This window comes from Streptomyces sp. NPDC014727 (assembly GCF_043083485.1).
Classification (GTDB): Bacteria; Actinomycetota; Actinomycetes; order Streptomycetales; family Streptomycetaceae; genus Streptomyces.
In genome coordinates, this window is sequence record NZ_JBIBYR010000011.1 from 153149 (window position 1) to 167323 (window position 14175).

Below are 14175 nucleotides of genomic sequence, written 5' to 3' on the forward strand. Positions count from 1 at the left end.
GCTCACCGGTCCGGCCACGCGGAGAGCCGCTGCCCGCTCTCGAAGCGGCGCGGCTCGCCCGTGACCGGATCGGTGAATTCCAGCAACCGGGCGAGGAGCTGGAGAGGGCGCGACCAGTCGTCGGTCGCTCCCTCCGGCCGGACCACGGGGTACACCGGATCGTGGACGAGCGGCAGTCCCAGGCTGTTCATGTGGACCCGCAGCTGATGGGTGCGCCCGGTGGCGGGCAGCAGCCGGTAGCGGCCCAGCCCCTCCCGGTGCTCCAGCAGCTCGATCCGGCTCTCGCTGTTCGGCTCGCCCGGCTCCTCGCGGGCGGCGATGACGCCGCGCTCCTTGACGATGCGGCTGCGCACGGTCCGCGGGAATTCCAGGCCGGGATCGTACGGTGCCACCGCCTCGTACCCCTTGCGCACCAGGCGGTCCCGGAACAGCGTCTGGTACGCGCCCCGCTCCCCGGGCCGGACGACGAAGAGGACGAGGCCCGCGGTCAGCCGGTCCAGCCGGTGTGCGGGCTGCAGCTCCGGCAGGTCCAGCTCACGGCGCAGCCGGGCCACCGCCGTCTCGGTGATGTGCCGGCCGCGCGGCGTCGTCGCCAGGAAGTGCGGCTTGTCGGCGACGACGAGATGCGCGTCGCGGTGGACCACACCGACCGGGAACGGCACCGGCTCCTCCGGCGCGAAGTCCCGATGGAACCAGATGTACCCGCCCGCGGCGTACGGCTCGTCGGCGGACACCGGCCCGCGCACGGAGACGAACCGGCCCTCGGTGAGCATGGCGTCCACCCGCGCCGCCCCGATCGCGCCCGCGAACCGTGCCAGCAGATGATCGCGGACCGTCGCCCACCGCCCGTCCGGATCCTCGGGAAGGCGCAGCCGGACCGGATCGATCCCGTCCCGCTGCGGCAGTGGCGCCGACGGGGGCTTCGCGCGCCCCCTCATCGGCGTGCGCCTGCCGGTACGGCGGTGAACATGGTGCGGTGGGCCCCTCTTGTCGTCTCCCGGGTGTGCGCACAGTATCGCCCGTTCCACCCGCCCGCCGGGGCCCTGCCCCCGGACTCAGACGCTCGGTGACGTCACCTTCTCCGGGCCGCACCCGATGCGCTCGGCCTCGGCGGCGACATAGCCGGGCAGCAGCCGACGAGCGAGGTCGATGTCCTTGTCCGTCGGCCGGCCCAGCTGCTCCACCATGAAGATCACGGGCCCGGTCTGGCAGCTCGCCCGGTAGACGGCCCGCGATCCGTCGAGCCGGCCGAACCCCCTTGGAGCCCTTGAGCGGCAGACCGGCCTTGCGCGTCTGGCCGGAGAAGATCTCGGTCAGCGCCGAGTCCGTCACCGTGGTCATCCGCACGAGGGGTTCGTAGCCCCCACTCGCCTCGCAGACCCGGGCGGGCCCGCCGTCGTCGCTGACGCGAGTCTGCCGCAGAGCCTTGCGGTACGCCGCAGGGACGGTGAGGCCCTTGACGCCGCAGAAGGCATCGGTCTCCGTTTCCTGCCGGTCCACCCAGGCCGGCAGGGCGCGAGGTATCCGGTAGGTGCCGGAGCAGCCGAATTCGCGGATGACCCCATTGGTCGCCTCCACCACCGCGCGGGTCAGGGCGGCGCGGTCCCTCCGGTCGTACTCCGACCCGTCGTCCAGTCCGGCCAGTCCCATGCCGATGTCCACCACGGTGGAACCGGTGAACCCGTGCCGGCCCGTGCAGGTCTGCGGCAGCGCCAGCCAGGCACGCGAGGCCGAGGTCATCCCGGGCAGCCCGTCGCCGAGCGACACCATGCCTGCCGCGAGGAACTCCTGCGGCCACTCGTGCGCGTCGGTGCCCCGGAGGCCGTCCAGCTCGTGCACCCGCAGGGTCACCTGACGGCGGGGATCGCCGTCCTTGTAGCTGGTGATGCGGCACTGCCCGAACGACGGTCCCTGCCCGCGCGGACTGGCCTTCAGGGACTCCTCCTCGACCTCGGTCCGGCGGTCGCCGAAGAGGTCCGACATCGTCGTGTCGCCGAGCGAGTCCCAGCAGGGGGCGGGACCGAGCAGCGGGAGCGTGTCCGTCCGCCAGGCCACCGCAGCGGCGCCGAGGAGCGCGCCGACCAGACCGGCGGCGGTGACGGCGAGGGCGGTGCGGCTGCGGAACAGGCGGCGCAGTACGGGAGGGCGCCCGGGAGCGGGCTCGGGGGACGGGCCGGGCCGGGGCTCCTGCGCCTGCTCCCCCTGCTCTTCCCGTTCTTCCTCCCGAGGAGCCGAGGGCTGTACCCCTTCCCGAGGAACCGGGGTCTGCTCGTCGTCCACTGCCGATGCCCTGCACTCCGCGGTCTCTTCGCCGTTCACGCGACCTCACCGGCCTCGCACCCGATGCGCCTGCTCACGGACTCGGTGAAGTCCGTGAACACCTGCCGGTCGTGTTCGTGCGCACCCTTCAGCCCCGGCTCGACGTTTCCGTAGAACACCGTCTGCCGCCCGTGGCACTCGGCGCGTACGAGCCCCTTGTCGGCTCCTTCGGGAAGCCCCTTGAACAGCGCGACCATGCGCGGCTCGCCCGCCATCACGAACTGCGCCGCCGGCTCGTCCGGCTCCCCCCGAGCGCGCCACACCACCGAACAGGTCTCTGAAGGCGCTCGGCGACCACCCCGACCTGTTCCCGGTACCGGGAACCCTGGCCGAAATCGAGGGTCAGCCCGGGTATCCGGCACAGCGGGTTCCCGGCGGTCTCGTCGTCCTCGGCGACCGTCACGATGGGCGATGTCGCGTTCAGGGGCTTGTCCGGTGCGCAACCGGCCTCACGCATACCGGTGTTGGCGGCATCCAGCAGCATCCGGGTGACGTCGGACCGGCTGCCGATCGTGAACGGCATGTTCACTCTTCCCAGATGGCCGTCACCGGTGCTCTCGCTGTGGATCGTCACCGCGGACGGCCTGCCGTCCACGTCGCATCCGGCGGGCAGCACCAGCATGGCCCGGTCACCGGCGACCAACCCGTCGAGCCCGTCGGGCAGTCGGGAGGCCGAGCCGTCGAAGTACCGGGCCGTCCAGGCGCGATGCTCCGCGACCCCGGTGGGAACCGGACCGTATTCGACCGTCACCTGTTCCTTGAACCTGAGCGGCTCGTCCGAGGCGTCGTCGGGGACCGTGGAGGTCACCGCGACGGAAGTACGAAGATCGCGCAAAACCTTGATGCTACGTCGTCCGGCTTCCCGGGGCGGATCCGGGCCTCGCCCGCCCGGTTCGGCCCAACACCGTGACCACGAAGGAGAATTCCGCGGCCTCCGCGTCGAGCCGGTGCTCCGACGGTGCACGCGGGAGCCCCGCCGGCCCGTTGCGACGTCCGGCGCGCGCGGATTGCGGTTGTTCTCCCCCCGAAGCGTCGGGACCGGGCCGTGCGAACGACGCGTCCTCGCGGGCGGCGCCCGGCGAGAGCCGCCGGGCGCCACTCCCCGTTCGGCGCGATCCGCCCGGCATCCGACCCGGCCCACGGGACGCCGGTGCGGTGAACCGATTCAACAAGGATGGCCCGGCCGGGCCCGTGAGCAGCCGGACGGGTACAACGCAGAAGTGCCGATCAGGATCTCTCCTGATCGGCACTTGGCTCTGTGTCCGAGGGGGGACTTGAACCCCCACGCCCGATAAAGGGCACTAGCACCTCAAGCTAGCGCGTCTGCCATTCCGCCACCCGGACAAGGTGTCTGTCTTGCGGGCCTGGCCCGTTCCGACGTGGAAAACAATAGCAAACATTCGGGGGTGCTCGATCACGCCAGGGGGAGCGTGAAGGGCGCATGACGGGGGGTGGGGGGCCTTGGGCGTGCGGGCCGGGCGCGGGAGGATGAGGGGGAGCACCTCAGCGACAGTGGAAGGAACCAGTGTGAGCGAGACCAACGCGGCCCGGACCGTCTCGGGCGAGGACGAGGTCGTGGACCTCTGTCGTGAGCTGATCCGGATCGACACCAGTAACTACGGGGACCACTCGGGACCGGGGGAGCGGGTCGCCGCCGAGTACGTCGCGGAGAAGCTCGCCGAGGTCGGGCTGGAGCCGCAGATCTTCGAGTCCCACAAGGGCCGGGCCTCCACCGTGGCGCGGATCGAGGGCGAGGACCCGTCCAAGCCCGCCCTGCTGATCCACGGCCACACCGATGTGGTTCCTGCCAATGCCCACGACTGGACGCACCACCCGTTCTCCGGCGAGGTCGCGGACGGCTGTGTGTGGGGCCGCGGCGCGGTCGACATGAAGGACATGGACGCGATGACCCTCGCGGTCGTCCGTGACCGGATGCGCAGCGGGCGCAAGCCTCCGCGCGACATCGTGCTGGCCTTCCTCGCGGACGAGGAGGCCGGCGGCACATACGGCGCGCGGTACCTCGTGGACAAGCACCCGGGCCTTTTCGAGGGTGTCACCGAGGCGATCGGCGAGGTCGGCGGTTTCTCCTTCACGGTGAACGAGAAGCTGCGGCTCTACCTCGTCGAGACGGCCGAGAAGGGCATGCACTGGATGCGGCTCACCGTGGACGGCACCGCCGGTCACGGCTCGATGACCAATGACGACAACGCGATCACCGAGCTCTGCGAGGCGGTCGGACGGCTCGGGCGGCACAAGTGGCCGGTCCGGGTGACCAAGACCGTACGGTCCTTCCTCGACGAGCTGTCCGATGCGCTCGGCACCCCGCTCGACCCGGAGGACATGGATGCCACGCTCGCCAAGCTGGGCGGCATCGCCAAGATGATCGGCGCCACGCTCCGCAACTCCGCGGCTCCCACCATGCTCGGCTCCGGCTACAAGGTGAACGTGATCCCCGGACAGGCCACCGCCCATGTGGACGGCCGTTTCCTGCCCGGATTCGAAGACGAGTTCCTGGCCGACCTGGACCGGATCCTCGGCCCGCGGGTGAAGCGCGAGGACGTGCACGGGGACAAGGCGCTGGAGACCAGTTTCGACGGCTCGCTCGTCGATGCGATGCAGATCGCCCTCAAGGCCGAGGACCCGATCGCCCGTGCGGTCCCTTACATGCTCTCCGGTGGCACCGACGCCAAGTCCTTCGACGACCTCGGTATCCGCTGCTTCGGATTCGCCCCGCTGAAGCTGCCGCCGGAGCTCGACTTCGCGGGCATGTTCCACGGTGTGGACGAGCGTGTTCCGGTGGACGGTCTGCAGTTCGGTGTGCGGGTGCTCGACCGTTTCATCGACAACTGCTGACTCCCGCCGCCCGGCTCCGGCGCCCAGCCGGTCCCACGGTGATTCTCCGGCGATTTTTCGCGCCAACAATCGTCTGTGTGTGCGCATTTGACCGGAACGAGTGAAAGGAACCATACGCTCGTAGCCCAATTACCCCTTCCTCGTTACAAGTGATGCGGTCCGCGGCTGGGACCGCATTGCCAACTAGGAGGAATAATGATCAAGAAGGTCGTCGCTGCTGCGGCTGTCACTGGTGGTCTGGTGCTCGCGGGTGCGGGCATGGCCGTCGCGGACTCCGGTGCCCAGGGCGCCGCAGTCGGCAGCCCCGGTGTGATCTCGGGCAACACCGTCCAGGCGCCCGTCCACGTGCCGGTGAACGCGTGTGGCAACACGATCTCCGTGGTCGGGCTGCTGAACCCCACCTTCGGCAACACCTGCACGAACGCCTGATGTTGTGCGTCAACCCGTAAGGGTTTGAATCCGGTCGGCCCCGAAGTGCACGCCATGCGCTCCGGGGCCGCTGGGTACTCCGCCCCCGCACGGTCAAGTCCGGGGGTATTCCGGAAGGCAGAAGGCAGGAAACAACCTATGCGACAGGTCACGCGTAAAGGCCTGATCACCGTGGCAGCCGCGGGCGGCGTGCTCGCGCTGGGCGGCGGCTACGCGCACGCCGACGCGGGAGCGTCCGGCGGCGCATCGAATTCCCCGGGGGTGATTTCAGGGAATTCGGTCCAGATTCCGGTCCACGTACCGGTCAATGTCTGCGGCAACTCCGTGAGCGTCGTGGGACAGCTCAACCCGGCGGCGGGAAACGCCTGCGGAAACAATTCGCACAGCGCCGCGTCCGGCCGGCACGCCTCGGGCAACCAGGTGTCCGCGGACCGGACCCAGGCCCAGCGGGCGGGGACCGGCAAGCACCGGGCCGTCACGGGCGACGCCGGGAGCGGGGCGACGGCCGAGGGGGTCGCGCAGGGCTCGCCCGGTGTGCTCTCGGGCAACAACATCGCGGCGCCCATCGACATCCCCGTGAACGCCTGCGGGAACAGCGTCACCATCGGCGGGCTGCTCAACCCCGCCACCGGCAACGTGTGCGAGAACGACACGGATGTCGTCACACCGCCGGTCGGCACTCCGGTCACCCCGGTCACCGAGCACAAGCCGCCGGCACCGGGACCGCGAACCGTGCCGAACGCGCCCGAGGTACAGAGCGTCGCGGAACTCGCACACACCGGAGCGGGCGGGCTCGACCTGCTGATTCCGGCCGGCGCGGGCCTGCTGCTGGCAGGCGCGGGCACGGTGCTCTACCGCCGCGCCCGGATGTCCGCGTAACGGACCGGGCCGGCGAGGCGAGCAAGGCGAAGGGAGCGGGTCCCGCGACTGCGGGGCCCGCTTCCGTCTCACCAGGTGGCCCGGAGTTGGCGGATGATCCGTCGGCGCAGCCGCACCCTGCGGCTGCCGTCACGGCGCAGCGTCAGTCGGTCCAACTCCCAGTGCCCGTACTCGGCGTGGTCGGTCAGCAGGCGTGCCGTCTCCTTGCGGGACACCCCGCGCGGCACGTACACATCGACAAATTCGTATTCCGGCATCGCATCTATTGTGCGGGCAGAGCCCGTGTACGGATAGCGTCTGCACTATGTCTGATGCTGCGCAGCCCACCGCTGCCGAGGTACGCGCCGCCGCCGAAGCGATCAAAGCCGCGCTCGACCGTCACCTCGATGCGGTCGAACGCCGGACCGGGAACGACGATCCCGCCGTCTATGAGGCGTTCAACGCACTGGCCGCCGCTGCCGAGTTCTACGACGAACTGCTCTACGACCGCTACGACGAGGTCACTCCCTTCGAGATCCCGGGTGCGGAGGACTCCCTGCCGCCGTACGCCGGCCCCGAGGAGCCGAACGCGCTCAGCGTGCTGATCCGGCGCGACTACGCGGTGGCGGAGCCGCCGCGACTGCTCGCGCAGGCCCAGCGGATCGTCGACCTCGATCCGGACGACCGTGCGCGCGGCAGCGCCGCGGTCGTCGGCTCCAGCGTCCACGCGGCGCTCGGGGTGCTCTTCGGTGAGTACGAACCGGACGAGATCGCTTCCCGGCACACGGAATTCGGTCTGGAGGAGGGTGACTCCACGCTCTGGGTCACGGCCGCGGAGGAGCTTCCCGAGGCGGGGGAGTGGCTCGGCGCACCGTTCGACGAAGCCGATCCCCAGCTGGTGGTCTGCCGCTTCGACGTCAGCGCCGTCTTCGACGAGGACGAGTCGGACGAGAAGCCGTCGGGCCTGGTGGTGGACGGCTCCTGAGCCGTTCGCCGGACGGGCCCGGGGCCCGTCCGGCGGTGCGGGACGTACCCGGCCCGGTCATCGGGCCGGGGCCTCCAGCAGGGTGCGCAGTCGCGTCGTGCGGTCCTGGGCCGGTGACCGGGCGACCGCGCGCTGGAGCGCCTGATCCACCCCGTGCACGACGGACAGATGCCGCTCCGCACGGCTGAAGGCGGTGTACACCCAGGGACGGCTGAGACCCTGCGCGGCGTCGCCCGGCAGTACGACGACCACCGCGGGCCAGCGCATCGCGGCCGCCTGGTGGGCGCTGAGGGCCCAGCCGTGGCGCACGGACGCCTCCACCCGGCCCTGGGGCACGACGGTCTTCGTGCCCGCGCAGTCCAGGTGCAGGCCCTCGGCGTCGGCCGAGACGACCACCCCGGGCACGGTCCTGCCCGGCGTCGGGACGTGGACGACGCGGTCGCCGGGGTCGAAGCCGCCGAACCGCCCCGGACCGGGGTTGAGCCGCTGCTTCAGCGCCGCGTTCAACGCCCGGGTGCCCGCCGAGCCGCCGTGGCCGACGGTGATCACCTGAGTGTCGGCCGACGGCACGCCGATGGCGCGCGGCACCGAGTCGGCGACCAGCTGCACGGTGCGGTGCACCGCCTCGCCCGCGTCGCGCACGGGGACGATCACCACCTCCTTGCCCGGCGCCTCGACCTGGTTCAGCTCACCGATGCCGATACCGGAGACCAGTTCGCCGATCGGCCCCGGATCCGGCGTACGGGACACGATCTGCGGGCAGGCGCGGGCCGCCAGCACGTCCGCGAACACCTGTCCCGCACCGGCCGAGCCCAGTACGCCCGGGTCGCCGCTGAGGACCAGCCGGGTGCCGTCGGCCAGCGACTCCACGAGGATGGCCGCGGTCTCGACGTCCAGCTGCGGGGCGTCCAGCACGACGAGCAGATCGACGGCGATCGCTCCCTCCTCGTCCCGGCCGGGGCCCTCCGTGCCGGAGAGCAGTCCGGCGAGGGTGACGGCCGCCGACGGATCGCCGGCGGCCTCGGCCAGCCGGTGCCTGCCGTCGACGCTGTGCACGGCGCCCAGGGCGCGCAGTCCGAGGCCGCGTGCCGCGGTGAGCAGCGCGGCGGGCTCGGCCCTGGCGGCCTCGCCGCCGGTGTGTGCCACCAGACCGTGGGCAGCGACCGCACGGATCAGCTCGGCCGCCGACGGGGAGGCCGCGGCCGAGGCCGCCTGTGTCCAGTCGGCGTCCTTCTCGCAGGCGTTGACGAGCCGGGCCAGACCGTCGGCGAGGCTCTCCTCCGCGAGCGCGTACCGATCGAGACCGAGCAGCACCTGTACCGGCTCCCGCACGCCTTCCTCGGCGTCCTCGCCGAGGTCCGCGGATGCTTCGGAATCCCGGACGTCCTCGCCGTCCTCGCCGTCCTGGAACACCAGGACGACGCCCTCGGCGACCGCGTGCCGGACGGCCGCTTCGGGGTCCGTCACCGAGCGCTCGGCGAGGGCGGCACGAACCGCCGTCGCGTCGAGCGCCGTGTGGCCCTGGAGTGCGGCCCGCTCCAGCAGCCAGCCGACCAGGGCGGCGGTCCGCCGCTCGTCGTCCGGACCGCACGCGGAGCCCAGCAGGGCGCGGGCGAACCCGTCGGCCTGCTCGGGCCTGACCCCCGGCACGGTCAGAAGCTGCCAGGGATCCTCGCGCAGAGCGTCGCCCGCCTGCTCACCGAGCGCCTCGGCCGCCGCGCCCGCCAGCGCTCCGGGAGCCCCGCCCTCGGCCAGCACGGCGGCTGTGGCGGCCACGGCCTCCGGCGAGGCGCCCTGCCGAGCCGGGGCCCGCTCGGGCGTGCGGGGGCGGGTCGGCGCGGGTGCGGGAGCGGCCCGGCGGGGAGCGGTGGGCGCGGGCGAGTCGAAGAACGCGGCAGCGGGCTTCTCGCCGCTCTCCACGGCACGCACGGCCGCGAGCAGATCGGCCGCCTGGCCACTCAGCTTCGCACCGGCGGCGATGGGGCCGCCCTTCTCGGCCTTGCGCTTCTCGATCCGCTCCCGGAGCTCCCGCTGGGCGGCCAGCTCGGCCTCGGCCTCGGAGAGCGGTGCGGGGGCGTCGGCAGCCCCTTCCGCGGCGCCGTCGGCCGCGGTTGTCCGGTCGGTGTCGGAAGTGCCGTCGGTCTCGGTGGCCGCCGCGTCGGACTCGGCGTCCGCGCCCGCCGCCTCGTTCGCCCCGGAGCCCGTGTCGGTGCCGCCGTCCGTCTCCTCTGCGGCACCGGCGTCGGCCGTCGGCGACCCCTCGTCCGCCTGGTGACCCTCGTCCTGCGGGGACGGTGCGGGCTCGGCGGCGGAGGGGGCCGCGACATCGGCGTCGTCGGCGGCCGGGGAGCCGGGGGTTCCCCCCCGGGGAAGCGCAGTCACAGCGTGCTCCAGTCCTGGTCGGGATAGCGGTGCACGGGCGCCGACACATCGTCGAGCGCCTGGCAGATCTCGTCAGGAAGACTAAGCGCCTCCACTGACAATGCCTCCGTGAGCTGCTGCGCGTTGCGGGCGCCGACGATCGGGGCCACCACTCCGGGCCGGTCCCGCACCCAGGCGAGAGCCACCTGGAGCGCCGTCGTGGCCAGACCGTCGGCGGCGGTCGCCACCGCGTCCACGATGCGGCTCGCCGGGTCGTCGAGATACGGCTCGACGAACGGAGCCAGCAGTTCCGAGGCGCCGCGCGAGTCCGCCGGAGTGCCCGTCCGGTACTTGCCGGTCAGGACCCCTCTGCCCAGCGGGGAGGAGGGCAGCAGCCCCACTCCCAGATCGAGCGCGGCCGGCAGGACCTCGCGTTCCACGCCCCGCTGCAACAACGAGTACTCCATCTGTGTGCTCGCCAGCCGGGTGCGCACCCCGGGCGAGGCGAGCTGCCACGTCGCCGCCTTGGCGAGCTGCCAGCCGCAGAAGTTCGACACGCCCGCGTACCGGGCGCGTCCGGTGGACACCGCCAGATCCACCGCCTGAAGGGTCTCCTCCAGCGGGGTCACCGGATCGAAGGCGTGGATCTGCCACAGGTCCACGTAATCCGTGCCGAGCCGTTCCAGGGAGGCGTCCAGCGCGGCCAGCAGATGCCCGCGCGAGCCGTTGAACCGTCGGTACGGGTCGGCCACGCTGCCCGCTTTCGTGGCGATGACCAGATCCTGCCGTGGCACCAGGCCCTCGGTGAGCCGCCCGAGCAGATATTCGGCCTCTCCGCCGCCGTACACATCGGCCGTGTCGACCAGTGTGCCGCCCGCCTCCCAGAAGGCCTTCAGCTGTTCGGCGGCGTCGTGCTCGTCGGTGTCCCGGCCCCATGTGAGGGTGCCGAGCCCGATCCGGGACACTCGAAGGCCGGTGCGGCCGAGATGCCTCTGCTCCATGGGCGCTGAGATTACTGGCCAGAACCCCACTCGGCGGAAGCCTGTGGACAACTCGGCACCAAGTCGCCCCTGCCGGATCACGTCGCCGCGCGCTAGAGTCCGGAGCTCAGGGACGTTACTGATCAGTAAGGGGAGCGGTTATGCGGCTCGGCATCAATCTCGGTTACTGGGGCGCGGGGATGGACGGCGACAACCTCGCCGTCGCCCAGGAGGCGGACCGCCTCGGATACGACGTCTGCTGGGCGGCCGAGGCGTACGGATCCGACGCGCCGACCGTGCTCTCCTGGGTCGCCGCCCAGACCGAATCCATCGACGTCGGCTCCGCGATCATGCAGATCCCGGCCCGTCAGCCCGCCATGACGGCGATGACCGCCGCCACCCTCGACTCGCTCTCCGGCGGCCGGTTCCGGCTCGGCCTCGGCGTGTCGGGACCGCAGGTCTCCGAGGGCTGGTACGGCGTCAAGTTCGACAAGCCGCTGGCCCGCACCCGGGAGTACGTCGAGATCGTCCGCAAGGCGATGTCCCGCGAGCGGCTGTCGTACGAGGGACAGCACTGGACGCTCCCGCTGCCGGACGGTCCGGGCAAGCCCATCAAGCTCACCGTCCACCCTCAGCGCGAACACATCCCGCTCTACATCGCCGCGATCGGCCCGAAGAACCTGGAGCAGACGGGCGAGATCGCCGACGGCGCGCTGCTGATCTTCCCCTCCGCGGAGCACCTCGAGGACACCGCCGTGAAGTACCTGCGGGCGGGCCGGGAGAAGGCCGGCCGGACCCTGGAGGGCTTCGACGTCTGCCCGACGCTGCCACTCGCCGTCGGTGACGACGTCAATGGTCTCGCGGACATGTTCCGCCCGTACACCGCGCTGTACGTGGGCGGCATGGGCAGCCGCAGGCAGAACTTCTACAACCAGCTCGCGCAGCGCATGGGGTACGAGAAGGAAGCCGCCGAGATCCAGGACAAGTACCTGTCCGGCGACAAGAACGGTGCCGCCGCCGCCGTGCCGCACCGGCTGATCGACCAGACCACGCTGCTCGGTCCGGTCGAGCGGATCGCCGAGCGCATGCAGGCGTATGCCGCGGCGGGTGTCACGACGCTCACCCTGGCCCCGGCCGGCTTCACGCTCGACGAGCGGATCGCGGCCCTGCGGGCCGGTACGGACGCGCTGGAACGTTCCGGTCTCGCGTAGCGCCGACACCCGGCCCGGGGCTGCGGACGGCACCACGGCCGTGGTGGGGGCTCGGGGGGCCTCCCTGCCACGGCCGTTACGCGGAACAACGCGTTCGGGCGCCCGGGGTTACGCCGAATGGTGTGCGGGCCGAGGGCGTTGTCGTACGCGGCGGGCCGGAGCGGCCCCGTCCGGCGTAGCCGGGGGGCGTTCCTGTTGCCTGGGTGGGCGCGCCGCACTTGACTGGCGATGGGTGTGACGCCGGTACGGAGGTGGCAGCGATGCTCTCGGCAAGGAACCTGTTCCAGGAGATTCTCGACGAAGACGAGTCGTTCCGGCTGTTCTGTTCCATCGCGGCCAGCGGGGAGTCCCAGGGAGGCTGGGAGAACGGCCGGATCGCGGAGCTCGTGCCCGAGAGCCAGCGGGCCCTGGCACCCAAGATCGCGCGGCACGGCGCCGACGAGGACAAGCACGGCCGGATCTTCCACGCGCTGCTGAGGAAGCGCGGACTGCGGCCCGTCGAGGTTCCGCACGAGACCGATTACACGATGCTGCTGGAGAAGCACGGCATCGGCCTCGCCCATGAGCAACTGGGGCGCCGGGAACCGCTCTCCGAGCGCGACATCATCACCTACCTCGCGCACAGCCGGGTCACCGAACAGCGCGCCTCCGAGCAGATGGCGCTGTTGCGCAAGTACTTCGCCGACCACCCCGACGTCGGCCGGGCGGTGAAGATGATCTCGAACGACGAGGACAACCACCTGGCGTACTGCCACGAGGAGTTGCTCCGCTTCGCCCGCTTCGGGCACGGTCGTACGATCCAGCGCATCCTCCGCGAGTGCGCGCTCGCGGAGATCCGGGTGTACCGCGACGTCAGCCTCGCCGTGATGGATCACATGGGCCGCATCCTGCACTGGTCACGGGCCAGAGCGGCGGTGCTGGCCGCCGGGATCCACGGGGTCTACGCGTACGAACGGCTCGTGGGATGGCGGCGCATGGTGAGTCTGGAGCCGCCCGAGCGGCGCGACGCGCTGGGCGGTCCCGCGGCACAGGCCCACGAGTTCGCCTGATCCGTCGTACCGGGCCGTCCCGAGCCGCGTCGTACGGTGTCCCGCCGGGCCGCCCCCAGGGGCGTGGCCGGGGTGCCGCGCCCGGCCTCCGTCAGAGCCAGCCGCGGCGCTTGAACTGGCGGTACAGGCCGAAGACCACGGCGACCATCAGCAGGATCACCGCCGGATAGGCCCACACCCAGCGGAGCTCCGGCATGTGGTCGAAGTTCATGCCGTAGATGCCCGCCACCATCGTCGGTACGGCGGCCATCGCCGCCCACGCCGAGATCTTGCGCATGTCGTCGTTCTGCCGCACGCCCACTTGGGCCAGGTGCGCCGAGAGGATGTCCGAGAGCAGCCGGTCCAGCCCTTCCACGTACTCGTTGGCGCGCGTCAGATGGTCGCTCACGTCACGGAAGAACGGCTGCGAGTGCTCGTGGACGAACGGCACCTCGGCGCTCGCCAGACGGGCCATCGGGGCACTCAGCGGCCCGGCGGCCCGGCGGAACTCCATGATCTGCCGCTTGAACGTGTAGATGCGGGACGCGGTGTTCTTGGTGTCCACGGCGGCGGTGGGCGCGAACACCTCGGTCTCCAGTTCCTCCAGGTCGACCTGGAGCTCGCCGGCCACTTCGATGTAGTGGTCGACGACGGCGTCACTGATCGCGTACAGCACCGCGGTCGGCCCGTGCTTGAGCACCTCCGGCTCCGACTCCAGACGGCGGCGCACCGCGGCGAGCGGCGCGCCCTCCCCGTGGCGGACCGTCACGACGAACGAATCGCCGATGAAGGCCATCAGCTCGTCGGCGGTGACCGTGTCGCTCAGGTGCTCGTACACCACCGGTTTGATGACCGCGAAGAGCGAGTCGTCGTACACCTCCAGCTTGGGCCGCTGGTGCGCGCTCAGGGCGTCCTCCACGGCCAGCGGATGGAGCCCGAACTCGCTGCTGACGCGTTCGACCTCCTTCTCCGTCGGCTCGTACAGGCCGATCCACAAGAACGCGTCACCGCTCGCCCGCGCCTGCGCGAGGGCTTCGGAGAGGTCGGCGGGGCCTTCGGTACGACGCCCGTCCCGGTAGATCGCACAGTCCACAATCACGGCGCGCATTCTTCCCTGCTCCGGTCCCCGGCGCACCTCACCGGCGGCGGCG

14 protein-coding genes and 1 tRNA gene are annotated in these 14175 nt (G+C 71.6%); 6 read left to right on the top strand and 9 right to left on the bottom strand.

What is annotated here, in order from left to right; all coding sequences use genetic code 11:
* Nucleotides 1-2: 2 nt before the first annotated feature.
* The 5 genes from ACF1B9_RS19345 to ACF1B9_RS19365 form a co-directional block, all read right to left on the bottom strand.
* Nucleotides 3-938 carry a pseudouridine synthase gene (locus ACF1B9_RS19345; RefSeq protein WP_391740335.1) on the bottom strand — a complete coding sequence of 312 codons (936 nt, stop codon included), beginning with the start codon at nt 936-938 and terminating at the stop codon, nt 3-5.
* Between the two features lie 117 nt (nt 939-1055).
* On the bottom strand, nt 1056-1196 hold the full coding sequence (locus ACF1B9_RS19350; RefSeq protein ID WP_391740334.1) for a hypothetical protein: 141 nt from the start codon (nt 1194-1196) through the stop codon (nt 1056-1058).
* A gap of 1119 nt (nt 1197-2315) precedes the next feature.
* Complete coding sequence (locus ACF1B9_RS19355; RefSeq protein ID WP_391740333.1) at nt 2316-2534, bottom strand: hypothetical protein; 219 nt, start codon at nt 2532-2534, stop codon at nt 2316-2318.
* The gene (locus ACF1B9_RS19360) at nt 2534-3154 is read right to left on the bottom strand and encodes a hypothetical protein (RefSeq protein WP_391740332.1); all 621 of its coding nucleotides are present in this window, start codon (nt 3152-3154) and stop codon (nt 2534-2536) included. Before ACF1B9_RS19360 ends, ACF1B9_RS19355 begins: the two co-directional genes overlap by 1 nt.
* 424 nt (nt 3155-3578) lie before the next feature.
* Nucleotides 3579-3663, bottom strand: a tRNA-Leu gene (locus ACF1B9_RS19365).
* Between the two features lie 183 nt (nt 3664-3846).
* Here ACF1B9_RS19365 and ACF1B9_RS19370 point away from each other — a divergent pair.
* The 3 genes from ACF1B9_RS19370 to ACF1B9_RS19380 all read left to right on the top strand — a co-directional run bounded on the left by ACF1B9_RS19370 (nt 3847) and on the right by ACF1B9_RS19380 (nt 6480).
* Nucleotides 3847-5172, top strand: coding sequence for a M20/M25/M40 family metallo-hydrolase (locus tag ACF1B9_RS19370; protein ID WP_351084217.1), 1326 nt, complete (start codon nt 3847-3849; stop codon nt 5170-5172).
* Between the two features lie 195 nt (nt 5173-5367).
* Nucleotides 5368-5601, top strand: coding sequence for a chaplin ChpH (gene chpH / locus ACF1B9_RS19375; RefSeq protein WP_391740331.1), 234 nt, complete (start codon nt 5368-5370; stop codon nt 5599-5601).
* 138 nt (nt 5602-5739) lie between these two features.
* Nucleotides 5740-6480 (top strand): chaplin, encoded by a 741-nt coding sequence (locus tag ACF1B9_RS19380; protein ID WP_391740330.1) that lies wholly within the window; start codon nt 5740-5742, stop codon nt 6478-6480.
* Nucleotides 6481-6548: 68 nt separating this feature from the next.
* On the opposite strand, the gene ACF1B9_RS19385 is transcribed toward ACF1B9_RS19380, so the two are convergent.
* Nucleotides 6549-6737, bottom strand: coding sequence for a DUF5703 family protein (locus tag ACF1B9_RS19385; protein ID WP_030918345.1), 189 nt, complete (start codon nt 6735-6737; stop codon nt 6549-6551).
* Nucleotides 6738-6784: 47 nt separating this feature from the next.
* Here ACF1B9_RS19385 and ACF1B9_RS19390 point away from each other — a divergent pair, with 47 nt between their 5' ends.
* Nucleotides 6785-7444, top strand: coding sequence for a hypothetical protein (locus tag ACF1B9_RS19390; protein WP_391740329.1), 660 nt, complete (start codon nt 6785-6787; stop codon nt 7442-7444).
* Nucleotides 7445-7501: 57 nt separating this feature from the next.
* Here ACF1B9_RS19390 and ACF1B9_RS19395 read toward each other — a convergent pair whose 3' ends face one another.
* Nucleotides 7502-9826 (bottom strand): helix-hairpin-helix domain-containing protein, encoded by a 2325-nt coding sequence (locus ACF1B9_RS19395; RefSeq protein ID WP_391740328.1) that lies wholly within the window; start codon nt 9824-9826, stop codon nt 7502-7504.
* Nucleotides 9823-10806 (bottom strand): aldo/keto reductase, encoded by a 984-nt coding sequence (locus ACF1B9_RS19400; RefSeq protein ID WP_391740327.1) that lies wholly within the window; start codon nt 10804-10806, stop codon nt 9823-9825. The genes ACF1B9_RS19395 and ACF1B9_RS19400 overlap by 4 nt, the downstream gene beginning before the upstream one ends.
* Nucleotides 10807-10946: 140 nt before the next feature.
* Here ACF1B9_RS19400 and ACF1B9_RS19405 point away from each other — a divergent pair, with 140 nt between their 5' ends.
* Nucleotides 10947-11996, top strand: a complete 1050-nt coding sequence (locus tag ACF1B9_RS19405) for an LLM class F420-dependent oxidoreductase (protein ID WP_391740326.1) — start codon at nt 10947-10949, stop codon at nt 11994-11996.
* A gap of 260 nt (nt 11997-12256) precedes the next feature.
* A complete protein-coding gene (locus ACF1B9_RS19410; RefSeq protein WP_391740325.1) occupies nt 12257-13045 on the top strand; it encodes a ferritin-like domain-containing protein in 789 nt (262 codons plus the stop codon).
* A 91-nt stretch (nt 13046-13136) separates the two neighbouring features.
* Here the strand turns inward: ACF1B9_RS19410 and corA are convergent, their stop codons facing one another.
* On the bottom strand, nt 13137-14132 hold the full coding sequence (gene corA, locus ACF1B9_RS19415; protein ID WP_391740324.1) for a magnesium/cobalt transporter CorA: 996 nt from the start codon (nt 14130-14132) through the stop codon (nt 13137-13139).
* Nucleotides 14133-14175: the final 43 nt, after the last annotated feature.

Coding starts and splice junctions, on each gene's coding strand:
- ACF1B9_RS19345 (WP_391740335.1), bottom strand. CDS start 938: ATGAGGGGGCGCGCGAAGCCCCCGTCGGCGCCACTGCCGCAGCGGGAC.
- ACF1B9_RS19355 (WP_391740333.1), bottom strand. CDS start 2,534: ATGGCGGGCGAGCCGCGCATGGTCGCGCTGTTCAAGGGGCTTCCCGAA.
- chpH (WP_391740331.1), top strand. CDS start 5,368: ATGATCAAGAAGGTCGTCGCTGCTGCGGCTGTCACTGGTGGTCTGGTG.
- ACF1B9_RS19380 (WP_391740330.1), top strand. CDS start 5,740: ATGCGACAGGTCACGCGTAAAGGCCTGATCACCGTGGCAGCCGCGGGC.
- ACF1B9_RS19385 (WP_030918345.1), bottom strand. CDS start 6,737: ATGCCGGAATACGAATTTGTCGATGTGTACGTGCCGCGCGGGGTGTCC.
- ACF1B9_RS19390 (WP_391740329.1), top strand. CDS start 6,785: ATGTCTGATGCTGCGCAGCCCACCGCTGCCGAGGTACGCGCCGCCGCC.
- ACF1B9_RS19400 (WP_391740327.1), bottom strand. CDS start 10,806: ATGGAGCAGAGGCATCTCGGCCGCACCGGCCTTCGAGTGTCCCGGATC.
- ACF1B9_RS19405 (WP_391740326.1), top strand. CDS start 10,947: ATGCGGCTCGGCATCAATCTCGGTTACTGGGGCGCGGGGATGGACGGC.
- ACF1B9_RS19410 (WP_391740325.1), top strand. CDS start 12,257: ATGCTCTCGGCAAGGAACCTGTTCCAGGAGATTCTCGACGAAGACGAG.
- corA (WP_391740324.1), bottom strand. CDS start 14,132: ATGCGCGCCGTGATTGTGGACTGTGCGATCTACCGGGACGGGCGTCGT.